General features: G+C 72.1%; 10 protein-coding genes and 3 pseudogenes. 5 read left to right on the top strand and 8 right to left on the bottom strand.

The annotated features are described in order from the left end of the window. Positions 1 to 228: 228 nt before the first annotated feature. Entirely contained in the window at positions 229 to 627 is a 399-nt protein-coding gene (locus AB0D48_RS34910) for a DUF4440 domain-containing protein (protein WP_362406509.1), read from the top strand. A 157-nt stretch (positions 628 to 784) separates the two neighbouring features. On the opposite strand, the gene AB0D48_RS34905 is transcribed toward AB0D48_RS34910, so the two are convergent. The 4 genes from AB0D48_RS34905 to AB0D48_RS34890 all read right to left on the bottom strand — a co-directional run bounded on the left by AB0D48_RS34905 (position 785) and on the right by AB0D48_RS34890 (position 4,708). Beyond that, a complete protein-coding gene (locus AB0D48_RS34905) occupies positions 785 to 1,789 on the bottom strand; it encodes an MASE1 domain-containing protein (protein WP_362406506.1) in 1,005 nt (334 codons plus the stop codon). Positions 1,790 to 1,875: 86 nt separating this feature from the next. Then, entirely contained in the window at positions 1,876 to 2,709 is an 834-nt protein-coding gene (locus tag AB0D48_RS34900) for a PP2C family protein-serine/threonine phosphatase (RefSeq protein WP_362406503.1), read from the bottom strand. A gap of 568 nt (positions 2,710 to 3,277) precedes the next feature. Next, positions 3,278 to 4,405, bottom strand: coding sequence for an MFS transporter (locus AB0D48_RS34895; protein ID WP_362406500.1), 1,128 nt, complete (start codon positions 4,403 to 4,405; stop codon positions 3,278 to 3,280). Positions 4,406 to 4,492: 87 nt separating this feature from the next. Next, entirely contained in the window at positions 4,493 to 4,708 is a 216-nt protein-coding gene (locus tag AB0D48_RS34890) for a hypothetical protein (RefSeq protein WP_362406497.1), read from the bottom strand. A 100-nt stretch (positions 4,709 to 4,808) separates the two neighbouring features. On the opposite strand from AB0D48_RS34890, the gene AB0D48_RS34885 reads away from it, so the two are divergent. Next, positions 4,809 to 5,006, top strand: coding sequence for a hypothetical protein (locus AB0D48_RS34885; RefSeq protein WP_362406494.1), 198 nt, complete (start codon positions 4,809 to 4,811; stop codon positions 5,004 to 5,006). Positions 5,007 to 5,748: 742 nt separating this feature from the next. On the opposite strand, the pseudogene AB0D48_RS34880 reads toward AB0D48_RS34885, so the two are convergent. Continuing rightward, positions 5,749 to 6,246, bottom strand: a pseudogene (locus AB0D48_RS34880) (transcriptional regulator); the annotation flags it as partial. Between the two features lie 218 nt (positions 6,247 to 6,464). On the opposite strand from AB0D48_RS34880, the gene AB0D48_RS34875 reads away from it, so the two are divergent. Beyond that, positions 6,465 to 7,442, top strand: a complete 978-nt coding sequence (locus AB0D48_RS34875; protein ID WP_362406491.1) for an aldo/keto reductase — start codon at positions 6,465 to 6,467, stop codon at positions 7,440 to 7,442. Between the two features lie 60 nt (positions 7,443 to 7,502). Continuing rightward, positions 7,503 to 7,818: pseudogene (locus tag AB0D48_RS34870) on the top strand (alcohol dehydrogenase catalytic domain-containing protein); the annotation flags it as partial. A gap of 91 nt (positions 7,819 to 7,909) precedes the next feature. Here the strand turns inward: AB0D48_RS34870 and AB0D48_RS34865 are convergent. Both AB0D48_RS34865 and AB0D48_RS34860 read right to left on the bottom strand, forming a co-directional pair. Then, positions 7,910 to 8,182 (bottom strand): annotated as a pseudogene (locus tag AB0D48_RS34865) (DUF4158 domain-containing protein); the annotation flags it as partial. A gap of 91 nt (positions 8,183 to 8,273) precedes the next feature. Next, positions 8,274 to 8,795, bottom strand: a complete 522-nt coding sequence (locus AB0D48_RS34860; protein ID WP_362406488.1) for an RICIN domain-containing protein — start codon at positions 8,793 to 8,795, stop codon at positions 8,274 to 8,276. 288 nt (positions 8,796 to 9,083) lie between these two features. Between AB0D48_RS34860 and AB0D48_RS34855 the strand changes: the two genes are divergently transcribed. Continuing rightward, a complete protein-coding gene (locus AB0D48_RS34855) occupies positions 9,084 to 10,313 on the top strand; it encodes a monooxygenase (protein WP_362406485.1) in 1,230 nt (409 codons plus the stop codon). Between the two features lie 14 nt (positions 10,314 to 10,327). On the opposite strand, the gene AB0D48_RS34850 is transcribed toward AB0D48_RS34855, so the two are convergent. Then, on the bottom strand, positions 10,328 to 11,617 hold the full coding sequence (locus AB0D48_RS34850; protein WP_362406482.1) for a hypothetical protein: 1,290 nt from the start codon (positions 11,615 to 11,617) through the stop codon (positions 10,328 to 10,330). Positions 11,618 to 11,906: the final 289 nt, after the last annotated feature.

Genomic DNA, 11,906 nt, shown 5'->3' with positions numbered 1-11,906 from the left:
TCTCCTGCATCGAACGCGGCACCCGCCGCGACGACAACCTCGCCAACGCCTACCGCGACTGGCTCACCGCTGCTTGACAGCCAATAGGAGCTTCAACGCGGATCGGCACGAGCGACGGGGCGGCCGGGCAGGCGACGGGGCGGGCAGGCGGCGGCGACCAGCCGCGTCACGTGCCCCGGCTCGCCCGGACCGCTGATGCCGGGCGCCCTCCGGTGTTACCGTCGCGCCATGTCCAAGTCCGAGATAGACCAGGTGACCGCCGAGTTCTTCGCTGCCTTCGACAACCGGGGCGGTAAGTCCGCCGACGTCGCCCGGATCCGCCGGCTCGTCCTGCCCGGCGGTCTGATCGTCATGACCGGCCCGGATCTCACGGCGTACACCGTGGACGAGTTCATCGAGCCTCGCGAGAAGCTGCTGGCCGACGGCCGGCTGGTCGAGTTCTCCGAGTGGGAGACCTCCGAACGGACCGAGATCGCGGGCGACATCGCGTCGCGGTTCGGCGAGTACCGCAAGTCCGGAATCCTGGACGGTGAGCCGTTCGAGGGCGGCGGGACGAAGACCATCCAGTTCGTCCGCACCCCGGAGGGCTGGCGCATCACGGCGTTCGCCTGGTACGACCGGCCCTGACGCCACGTCCGGGGCTCGGCCCGGGCTCTGCGTTCCCTTCGCGATCACTCACACCGCCGCAACGGCACGCGGCAGAACGGACCGTCGACCCCCTGCTGACGGCGGCACCGCCGTTCCGGAACCGGTCAGCGTCCGGGGCTGCGGGCCGGTGGCAGGGTCATCCGCCACCGCCGCCCGGCCCCGGACCGTCCTCCTCTCGTGGCGGCCAGCTGGTCGCCCCCCTCCCCGGCGCCAGCCGGTCCACCACTTCGGCCAGTTCCTGACACGCCTGTTCGATCCTCAGCCGGACGGAGTTCTGCTCGGTGACGAGCGCCGACAGCAGCAGCGAGCTCAACGCCGCGCAGCCGTTGAGCGCCTGGACGTTGGCCATGGCCTGGACCAGCGTGTGGCCCTCGAAGGGACCGCTCCCTTCGATCGCCGCCGCGTTCGCCATCACGGAGACGAGCAGCATGCAGGGCGCGCTCCCCTCCAGCTGGAAGCGCAGGGCGGCCCAGATGAGGAGCGGGAAGACGAGGAAGAGCAGCGCCAGCTGGCTCCTGGTCGCCAGGAGGGTGATGGCGAAGGCGGAGACCAGCAGCACGGCCGCCTCGGCCCACCGGTAGGCGTCCTGGGGCAAGGTGGCCTTGCGCAGGACCAGGAGCAGCGGCGTGATCACGAGCACGCCCATGGCGTCGCCCGCCCACCACGTCCACCACACGGTCCAGAAGCCGCTCTGCGGCAGGCTGTCGGCGACCACCAGCGCCCAGGCTCCGACGGTGGCGCTGATCAGCATCGGCGTCAGGCCGCCCAGGAGGACCAGGGCCACACCGTCCCGGAACCGGTCCAGCGTGATGTTCATGCCGACCCGTCGCAGCATCAGGCAGGCGCAGACGGGAGCGAGGGTGTTGCCCGCGGCGATCCCCAAGCCGACGAGGTCGATCGGACTGATGGACTGGATGACGAGGCAGGCACCGAGGGCGATCCCCGGCCAGACGCGGATCCCCATCCAGAGGAGGCAGGCGACGGCGATGCCCGTGGGTGGCCACAAGGGCGTGACGGTCGCGCCCTCGATCACCACCTGCTGGAGCAGGCCGACCCGTCCGCCCGCGTAGTAGGCGAGGGCGACGGCGAGGATCCGGAGCACCGCCAGGCACGGACGTCGGAAGGCCTCGGTGCGCATCACTTCATCAGACAACAGCACGGGCCCGCCGACGGAGCGTGACACGCGCTACGGCGCCCTCTCCGTCATCCGGTACGTCATCCGGTACGTCATCCGGCTCGGGCCCGAACGGCCTCATGGCGCAGCACGAGCACCGCGGCGTCGTCCTGGTGGCCGGTGGAGTCGGCCACCTTCATCACCTCGGCGGCGAGGTCACCGGGTTCCGCGCCGGCCCCCGCCCTGACCACCGCTGCCACGCGCGCCAGGCCCGCTTCGATCGGGAACGACGGGCCTTCGACCACACCGTCGGTGACCAGGACGAAGGATCCCTCGGTGTCCAGGCGGCGTCGGGTCACGGTGTACTCCGAACCCGGCAGCATGCCCAGCGGCAGGCCGCCCTCGTCCTCCACGATGCCGTGCTCGCCGTCGGTCGTGGCCCAGACCCCGGGCACGTGGCCGGCGCGGGCGCTCTGGATCTCCCGCGCGGCAGGGTCGAAGCGGAGGAAGGTGCAGGTGGCGAAGAGATCGCAGTCCACGGACAGCAGCAGGTCATTGGCCCGGCTGAGTACCTCGCCCGGGTCGGCGGCGGCAGCGGCCACCGCGCGTACGGCGATCCGCACCTGCCCCATGAAGGCTGCCGCCTCGACGTCGTGGCCTTCCACATCGCCGATGGAGAACCCCAGAGCGCCCCCGGGCAGCTGGAAGCCGTCGTACCAGTCGCCGCCTATGTTCAGGCCGTGACGGGCGGGCGCGTACCGGGCCGCTGCGCGCAACCCCGGCACGCACGGAAGCGAGGCGGGAAGGATCTCCCGCTGCAGCGCCTCGGCCAGCTCCACGCGAGCCCGCTGGAGTTCCGCCCCTTCCCTCGCCTGGGCAGTGAGCCGCCCGAGTCTGGTCAGCAAGTCGTCCGCGGTCACCGACCGCGTGGACTTATGGGAGGTCATGGACCGCTCCGGGGTACGCCCGCTTCAGGGCCTGGCACAAAAATCCACTTCATCGTACGGAGGGAGTCCGCTGATCGCATCACGAGCGCCGCCCTGCCGGGGTTTTCACCGCCGTCGTGCGCGGTGGAGGTCGCCGAGCAGCGATCTCGGCGCCGTGGTGCGGCCGGGTGTTCCGGCCGGTCGGACCGATCCGTGCGGTGCGGTCCCCGGTGTCCGCACCGCACGGAGGTCTGCCGTCAGGGCCGGTCTACGAGAGCGGCCACCGCGATCAGTAGGTGTCGAGGCTGAACCTCTGGTACTTGGCGTACTGCCCGTTCTGGTCCTGGCAGTTGAAGTGGCGCAAGCCCTGCGCTGTCGCCGACGCACAGCCCGGTGGCCACGCCCTTCAGCCGGCGGGTGAAGACGGCCTGGACACCCGCGCCCGCCGCCGGCGCGTCCGAGGCCCGCGCGGCAGCGGACCGGGCGAGTACGTCGACGGGGGCCGAGGCAGTCGGCAGCGGAGATGACGCGGAGGACGCCGTACCGGCCGTCGAGGAGCCCGCTCCCGCGAGAGCCGGTCTCCTGCCCCCTATTGGGCACCGGCCGCCGGCCGCCGGAGCAGGTAGACGGCCGCGGTCAAGACCAGTACGGCCATGCAGGCGATGAACACCAGCCCGGCTCCCTCCAGGCCGATCGGACCCGCCAGTACCCCGACCCCGATCACCGGCACCGAGATGCCCGCGTACGCCACCACGAACAGCGCCGAGATCACCGCCGCGCGCTGCTCCGGCGGGGACGCCCCGGCCACCGCGGACAGCGCACCGCGAAACGCCAGCCCCTGCCCGACGCCGCCGACGACCGCGCTCAGCACCACCAGCGCCAGCAGGTCCCACCGCAGTGCGCCCGCGAGCAGCGCCAGCCCGGCGAAGAGCCCGGCGCAGCCGAGCGGCAGCGACCGCTCCACCCCGACCCGGCCGACCGCCAGTTGGCCGGCGGTCGAGGCGAAGAAGGCCAGCGCGACGACCAGCCCGCTCACGGCGTGGTTGTGAACGCCCAGGGACTGCGCGAGGAACGCCGGGCTGACCGACGTGAACACCCCGAACAGCGCGAACCCCACGAACGAGGCGATCGCCGCGGGCCCGAACACCGCCCGCACCTGCGCGGGCAGGCCGGGCCGCTGCGGCCGTACGGTGCTCAGTGGCCGCCGCTCCCGTACGGTCTCCGGAAGCCGCAGCAGGACGGCGGCCGCACCGGCCACGAGTACGAGGTGCACGGCGAAGGGCAGGTACAGCGGCCAGGCGGCGTACTGGGCGAGCACCCCGGCGAGCAGCGGACCGCAGCCCAGCCCGCCCATGTTGGCGGCGGTGGCCACGAACGTGGCCCGGGAGGCGCCGCCGGGCGGAGCCAGCTCCATCACGTACGCCGTGGCGGCCCCGGTGAACAGGCCGGCGGACAGCCCCGACAGCAGCCGCCCCGCGTACAGCCAGCCGAGCCCGGTGGCGCACAGGAAGCAGGCGGCGCTCGCCGCCGCGCATCCCAGGCCCACCAGCAGCACCGGCCGCCTGCCCACGGCGTCCGAGGCGTTGCCCGCCAGGAGCAGTACACCGATCACCCCGAAGGCGTACACGGCGTACACGACGGTCACCATCAGCTCGGAGAACCCGAACTTCTCCTGGTAGAGCCCGTAGAGCGGGGTCGGCAGCGTGGTCCCGGCCATGCACACGGCGAACACCGCCCCGCCGAGAAGACATGGGCGCCACCCACGGCGGACCGGGCCGGGCGGACGGGACGTCGACGACACGACCTAGGACCCGGATCCGGACCCGAACCCGAACCCGGCGAGGTGCATGCCGAGTTCCGGCGGCCCGAACCGCTGGGGAGACGTCGCCGCCTCCCGCGCCCCGGCCACCGCGGCGTCGTAGGTGCGCCGCAACAGCGAAGCAGCGGCCCCGCCCGCCTCTACGTGCCGGCTGCCGGCCTCCCGGCGCACCTGGCTGATCTCCTCGACGACCTCGCGCATCCCCGCTCGCTTCCTCCCGGCACGCCGACCATAACCCCCGGTAGGTGACGAAACGGTCACGCACCGCCACAGGCAGGGCAGCAGAATCGTTGAGCCACGTATGCACGAGACGACGTTCGCCCCGCAGGACAGAGCCAGGATCCCGCGACCGCCCGGGCCGTCCCCGGCCGAGTCCGGTTCCCCGATCTACGACCGGCTGGTGCGTGAATGGAGGCGCGCCGGCCGTACGGTCCCCCGGCCGACGGGTCCGGACGGGTGGAAATGGGCCGACGACCAGGACTGGTTCGGCCGGGCCTGATCACGAGGACGCTTCCGGAGCGCGCCTCCGCGCGGCGATCACCGTGCTGAGGGCGAGGAGAACCACGGCCCAGAGCACGGCACTCCACGGCGAGGTCTCCCCCTTCGGCCTCGGGACTGGTAGGCCCGCACGTTCAGGAGTCGCGTATTCGCTGTAGGGCTGTTCGGACGTTCGAAGCGCCACCGGGACGGCACCGAGCCTCACGTCGTCCCCGTGGAGGACAAGCGAGGCTCAGTGGACCCGGTGTAAGTAGCCGGGCTTCACCGCTGGTGGTCGCCGGGGGCGTATCGGCTCTTCCGAGTCCTGGGTGATGACCGCGGGCGGCAGCGTGAGGCGGGGCATCGGCGAGGGTGCAGTGTTCGCAGAGGCGTCCGCCGAGCAGCAGGCCCTCGAAGCCGCAGCGATCGCAGAAGAAGTCGCGGACGATGCCCGCGCAGTCGCGGCAGGTCGGTGCGCCGTCGGGGTCCCGTCCGGGCAGCAGCCGGTCGGTGTCGCAACAGGGGCGGCGGCCACGGACTCGCACCGCGCGGTCGTAGCAGGTCCGGCAGATCGGACCGTCCGACCACTCGGCGGACTTCGAGGCGCGACGGCCGCAGCGGGCACAATCGCGGATCATCCACCGCTCGTACTCCTCCGGCGTCACCGCTCGCCCCTCGGGCGTCAGCCGGACCCGTGGGGGTCGGCGGGCAGCCAGGTTGATCGGCGCCTCTTCGCCGGCAGCGCGGCGGGCCGGGAGGTTCTGCGCGGGCTTGCGGCCGGTGACCTCGTAGCCTTCCCACAGCCGGGCGAAGTCGGGGCTCTTGAGGAGGAGCTCACCGACGAGGTTGGTCAGGTCGGGGGCGTCGGGGGCGGTACCGGCGACGGCGCGCAGCCGGGCGACGCGGGCGGTGATCTGGCGGTCCCAGTCCGGGAACAGGTCCCGCGCGGCCAGGTGGAAGAAGAGGCAGCGGGCGAGGTTGCGGTGTTTGGCCGGCCGGTCCTCCAGGCCCGCGTACAGGGCGAGACCGCCGGGGTTCCAGGCCAGCCTGTCCATGCTGCGGCTGATGACGTGGGCGGGGCGATGCCGATGCCGATGCCGACGAGGGTGGCCAGCTCCTCACGGCGCAGGCCCGGGGTACGGCGCAGCCCGGTGCCGACGGTGAGCCCGGCCCGCTGCGGGCTGGTCTGGGTGCGGCGGGCGCGACAGGAAGCGGCCCAGTTCCGCGCCCTCGCTCGTGCCGGTGGGGTGCTCGGATGCCATGGCTTCAGTGTCACACCGCGCTGACCTGGGCGGCAGCGTGGTGGGGGGCCCTGTCATACCCCCGAACAGCTCGGCCTGCCTGCGCGGGGCTGAAAGCGCGAGGGTGGATACATGACGAGCTGTGTCCACTGGCCGTCCGCGCGTCGCGGCGAGCGAGTACGGGATGGGCGGGTGAGGGTGGGGCACGGCCGGAGTAGACGAGCGAGCGGAGAGAGCGGATGCGGTACATCAAGCTGCGTGACCTGGAGGTTTCCCGGATCGGTCTGGGCGCGATGGGCATGTCCCACGGCTACACGGGCTCCGGCACCGACGAGGCGGAGTCGATCAGGACCGTGCACCGGGCGCTGGAGCTGGGCGTCACCCTCATCGACACCGCCGAGATCTACGGGCCCTACACCAACGAGGAACTGCTCGGGCGGGCGCTGAAGGGGCGCCGGGAGAAGGCGGTGCTGGCCACGAAGTTCGGCCTGGTCTCGCACGCCGGTGACGGTGCGTGGAACCTGGACTCCAGCCCGGCCAACATCCGCACCGCGGTCGAGGGCTCCCTGAAGCGGCTGGGCACCGACCACATCGACCTGTACTACCAGCACCGGGTGGACCCGAACACGCCGATCGAGGAGACCGCCGGCGCCGTGGGCGAGCTGATCGACGAGGGCAAGGTGCGCGCCTTCGGCCTGTCCGAGGCCGGTCCGGACACGATCCGCCGCGCTCACGCCGTGCAGCCGGTCACCGCGGTGCAGTCGGAGTACTCCCTGTGGACCCGCGGTATCGAAGAGCGCGTCCTGCCCGTCCTGCGGGAGTTGAACATCGGGCTGGTGCCGTTCTCCCCGCTGGGCCGCGGCTTCCTGACCGGCACCGTTCGCTCCACCGACCAGTTCGACAAGGACGACTTCCGCCGCGACAACCCCCGCTTCACCGGGGAGAACTTCCAGCGCAACCTGGCGCTCGCCGACGAGGTCAAGGCCCTGGCCGCCGAGGTCGGCGCCACCCCGGCGCAGGTCGCGCTGGCCTGGCTGCTCGCCCAGGGCGACGACATCGCCCCGATCCCCGGCACCAAGCGCGTCAGCCGGGTCGAGGAGAACACCGCCGCCGACACGGTCACCCTGACCGCCGAGCAGCTCGACCAGCTCAGCAGTCTGCCGCCCGCCGCCGGCGACACCCACACCGAGGCCCAGGCGCAGATGCTCGAACGCTGATCACCCGCACCGCTCCGCACGACCCCCGTTTGGAGTAGCACCCCTCATGCGTGCAGCAGTGTGTACGGAGCCGGTGACGTTCGTGTCGAGCACCGGGCCGACCCGAAGATCGTCGATTCGACCGCCGCGGTGGTGCGCACGCTGGCCGCGTGCGTGTGCGGCAGCGACCTGTGGCCCTACGCGTCGATGCCCGCCACCGGCACCGGCCGCCCCATGGGGCACGAGTTCCTCGGCGTCCCCGAGGAGACCGGCCCGGACGTGACCGGCCTGAAGACCGGTGATCTGATCAACGCCCCGTTCGCCTACAGCGACAACACCTGCGACTACTGCGCCGAGGGCCTGCAACATCCCGTGCCGCAACGGCGGCCGGCACGGCTCGACACGGGCTCTCGTCGTCCTCGTCCGCGTCGCCGGTGGCCGGGTCACGCAGCGGGCGCAGACCACCACGCGGGGACGGTGGCACGGGCGTCCTCCACGCCCGGATGCTCGGCCAGGTACTCGACCCCCGGCCACGGCACATCCGGCGGATCCACCAGGAACAACCCCAGATCGCGGACCGTGCCCATCTGGAGCGCGAACCCCAGACGGCTGTGATCACCTCTCCGCGTCCGGATCAACTCCCGGTCCACATCGTCGAGATAGACGAACCGCTCCGGCTCCGGCTCCGGCTCCGGCTCCGGCTCCTCCACGTACCGCCCGTACGCCTCGGCCTGCTCATCAGTCAGAAACTCCACCGGCACGCGGCGGACGGTAACCCCGCGTCACAAGCGTTATGCATTACTGGCTGTTCCGCCGGTTCCCACGGCCGCTCATCCCCTGGCAGTTTCTTTGTTAGAGCTTGATGTCCCACCTCTGGTTGAAGCGAAAAGCTTCGTTGCAGTCCCACATTTGGAGAACGGCGCCCGAAGGGGGAGCTTTGTTGATTGCCGGGTTGCGGGCGTCAAGACACTTGCCGCTCCATTTGTTCACTATGATCCAGGTGTTGTCGCTGGCAGGGTTCTTGTAGTTGATCCATGGGGTCCAGGTCTGGCTCGTGTCGCTGCGACAGTCGTACATGACGACGGGCTCGCCGTTTCCAGTGCCCCAGACGTCCAGGCACTTGTTTTCCCAGTAGTACGACCGGATGTGGTAGCCGCCGCCTGGTACACCGACGAACTCGAATGTGTTGCCGGTTCGTGTGAGCGTAAGGCCCTTTCCATTCATGCACGTCGGGCTCTGACATCCACTGATGGTTCCGTCCAGGCCTGACGCGTTGTTCACCAGAAGTGTGGCGGAGCTCGCCTGGGCCGGGCTGGGGGCGACGAAAACGCTCGACGTGATCAGCGCAGCTAGTAGAAGGCCATGCTTTCTCATCACACTCTCCCCATCGGGGTGTCTGCGTTCCTTTTCACTATTGCACGGGAGGGTAAGGCAGGCACCAGGAGCGGGGCGGGTGGAGAGCAGCAGAACCCGAACCCGTCCGGAGCCAACTCGGGGATCAGGGGAGGCAGATGTCTGGGCCCGCACCGCCCGGCACCTGTCACCACGAAGTCGTCCCGCTGCGGTTTCCGCTCCGGGGCGGCGCCGGATTCAGTAGCGTGTGGCGCCCCGGGGCAGGGGATCACGGGGATGGGCGGGGGATCACGGGGAGCGGGAGGCGTTATGCGGGGTGGAACGGTCGCCGTGGTCGGCGGAAGCATCGCGGGCTGCGCACTGGCCACGGCGGCGGCACGGGCGGGCGCCGGTGAGGTCGTGGTCCTGGAGCGTACGCGCGGGCGGCTCGCGGACCGGGGCGTGGGGTTGTGCATCAACAACGAGCGGGCCGCCGAACTCGGCGCCAGCGGTGCGCTGCCCGAAGGGATCGCGGCGCACCGGCTGGAGCGGCGCCGCTGGGTGGTCCGGGACCCCGGGGAGGCGGGCGGGCGGGTGATCTGGGAGCAGCCGTTCCCGTTCCACTCCTACCACTGGGGCCTGCTCTGGCGCGGGCTGCGGGAGTCGGTCCCCGACGCGGTGGTCTACCGGCAGGGGGAGACGGTGACGGGCGTGGCCGGCACGGGGACCGGGCCCGGTGTCGCAGCCGCACAGGTGCGCCTCGCGGGCGGCGGCGTGGAGACGTACGACCTCGTCGTCGGCGCGGACGGGTACCGCTCCGTGGTGCGCGAGGCGGTCTGCCCCGAATCCCGGCCGCACTACGCCGGATACGTGTGCTGGCGGGGGAACTTCGACGCCGCACGGCTGGCGGAGATCGACGGCGGCGCCGACTCGGCGCCGGATGCGGTCACCACCGTCTGCTTTCCCGGCGGTACGTGCGTCATCTACCGCATCCCGGGGCCGGACGGGCCCCGGGTGAACTGGGTGCTGTACGCCCCGCCGCCGCAGGACGGACAGCTGCGCTTCGACGACCCCACGAGCTTTCCCCCAGGCGCGCTGACCCCCGAACTGGCGCGGCAACTCGAGGCGTTGCTCGACCGCGAGTTCCCGCCGTACTGGGGTCGGGCGCTCGGGCTGACGGATCCGGCGGACACCTTCGTCCAGCCCATCTACGACCTGGAGACCGCGCGCATCACCGCGGGCCGGCTGCTGCTCCTGGGGGACGCGGCCAGCGTCGTGCGGCCGCACAACACGAGCGGAGCCGCCAAGGCCCTCCAGGACGCCACCGCCGTCTACGGCATCTGGCGCCGCTGCGACTCCTTCGAGGAGCTGCTGCGCGGCTATCAGGACGCCCGCGGCGCCGCCGGACGGGAACTGGTCGCGCTGGCCCGCCGGCTCGGCCGCGCCCAGGTCGAGCGGACCCCGGCCTGGTCCGCCATGCATCCGCGCGACATGCAGAGCTGGTGGCAGGGGCAGCTTGCCGGCGCCCCCGGGATCGGCGGTCAGGCCATGACGCCGTAACTCCTGACCGGTCGTCAGCGGTGGCTCGGTGCGCGGTGCAGGAGTTCCAGCCGCTGTTGGGCCAGGTGCAGGTACGTGGGATCGACCGACGGCAGCGAGCGCAGCAGGTCCACGAGTTCGGTGCCGGCCTCGCGTACCGCCGCCTCGTCCTTCAGCTGCGTCCAGCAGTAGAGGGCGCCGGCGGCCGCGGCGTGGACTTCGGCCGCGTCCGGGGGCTGGCGGGCCAGCCGGGTCCGGCCGGCGCCGGTCCACAGCCGGGTCGCCAGCCGGAAGTCCCCCGCCATACGGGCGAGATCGGCGCGGATCTCCACCCACTGGACCGTCTCCGGGGAGGTGAACCCGTACGTCCGCAGGGCGTGCTGCTCCCATGCCCGCGCGAGCGTCGCGGCTTCCAGGTGCCGGCCGGAGGTGGCCAGGGCATGGATGTGCGGCCGCGGGTCCTGGGCGGCCACGGCCACGGTCGGAGCCGGAGCCGGAGCCGGAGAGCCCGGTGCCGCTTCCCGCTGCCCGACCGGGACGGCCTCGTGGGACGCGCCGTCAGCGGCACGCCCTGCAGCCGGAACGGGAGTCGGAGCCGGAACGGGAAGTAGAGCCGCAGCCGCGGCCGGCGTGGGCGCCGGCGCCGGTGCGCCGAGCTCCCGGGCCGTCGGCAGGACGAGGGCACCCGGCGGCAGCGCGGCGGCGCCCACCGCGAGGACGTGCAGCTGGAGGTTCGCCGGCCGGGAGGGGCTGCTGCGGAGCTGGTCGATCCAGTGCCGGGTATAGCTGCTCACGACGTTCCCGCCGCCGGCGAAGCCGGGCGGGGACACCACTCCGTACACCTCGGCGGCGGGAGGGGCGGGCAGGCTGCCGTACTCCTGCAGCAGCGGCCACGCCGCGTTGTCCGCCGCGAGGTCGAGCAGCACGGTGGTCAGCCCGGGAGGGCGTGCGCTCAGCTCCGCGCCCAGCCACTCCCAGGGCAGGGCCGTGTAGCGGACCGAGGCGGCCGTCGTCCCCGCCAGGGCGAGGTGGAGCCGACGGCTTCGGCGGTCCACCGTGAGCCGGCCCGACAGGTAGACCAGCAGCGGTCCCGGCGTGGCGGCTGCCGTACGCAGCCGCGTCAACGCCGTGTTCGGGTCCCGGATCCCGTCCAGGTACGTCGTGTCGCTGGGAACCCCGCTGTTCAGCAGGATGGAGACGGGCACCACCCCGAGTGCCGCCACGTTCGCACTGGGAGCCACCTGAACGGTGCGGCGACGCACGGCGGCATCCCCCGCGACGAGAAGTACGTGCCCCCGCTGCTGCGTCGGACCGATGATGTGCATGAACAGACCGTACTCACATCCTCCGGTTCCCGAGGCCGTACCCCGGGCCCTCGCTCGCGTTCACAGCCGGACAACGGCCTCCACGAACCGCTCTTCGTACGGTTGGACCATCGCCGTCTCCCCGCACTCGTGCAGCTTCCGTACGTGGGCCTCGGCCGCGTCCCGCTGCGCGACGGTGGACCGGGGGCGGCATCGTCGGGGCCCCGCCGGCGCTCCGGCAGGGCCCGCGTACCGCTCCGGTGCCATGCTGGGACTGGATGGGCCGGGATGGGCCGGAGACATGGAGGCA

Source organism: Streptomyces sp. NPDC048269, assembly GCF_040652395.1.
Lineage (GTDB): Bacteria > Actinomycetota > Actinomycetes > Streptomycetales > Streptomycetaceae > Streptomyces.
Note: the sequence above shows the minus strand (reverse complement) of the source record. Positions and strands in the feature narration are given on the sequence as shown.

Excerpts from the sequence above, each read along its gene's own strand:
- AB0D48_RS34855 (WP_362406485.1), top strand. The coding sequence starts at position 9,084 with ATGCGGGGTGGAACGGTCGCCGTGGTCGGCGGAAGCATCGCGGGCTGC.
- AB0D48_RS34885 (WP_362406494.1), top strand. The coding sequence starts at position 4,809 with ATGCACGAGACGACGTTCGCCCCGCAGGACAGAGCCAGGATCCCGCGA.
- AB0D48_RS34875 (WP_362406491.1), top strand. The coding sequence starts at position 6,465 with ATGCGGTACATCAAGCTGCGTGACCTGGAGGTTTCCCGGATCGGTCTG.
- AB0D48_RS34850 (WP_362406482.1), bottom strand. The coding sequence starts at position 11,617 with ATGCACATCATCGGTCCGACGCAGCAGCGGGGGCACGTACTTCTCGTC.
- AB0D48_RS34895 (WP_362406500.1), bottom strand. The coding sequence starts at position 4,405 with ATGGCCGGGACCACGCTGCCGACCCCGCTCTACGGGCTCTACCAGGAG.
- AB0D48_RS34860 (WP_362406488.1), bottom strand. The coding sequence starts at position 8,795 with ATGAGAAAGCATGGCCTTCTACTAGCTGCGCTGATCACGTCGAGCGTT.
- AB0D48_RS34910 (WP_362406509.1), top strand. The coding sequence starts at position 229 with ATGTCCAAGTCCGAGATAGACCAGGTGACCGCCGAGTTCTTCGCTGCC.
- AB0D48_RS34900 (WP_362406503.1), bottom strand. The coding sequence starts at position 2,709 with ATGACCTCCCATAAGTCCACGCGGTCGGTGACCGCGGACGACTTGCTG.
- AB0D48_RS34890 (WP_362406497.1), bottom strand. The coding sequence starts at position 4,708 with ATGCGCGAGGTCGTCGAGGAGATCAGCCAGGTGCGCCGGGAGGCCGGC.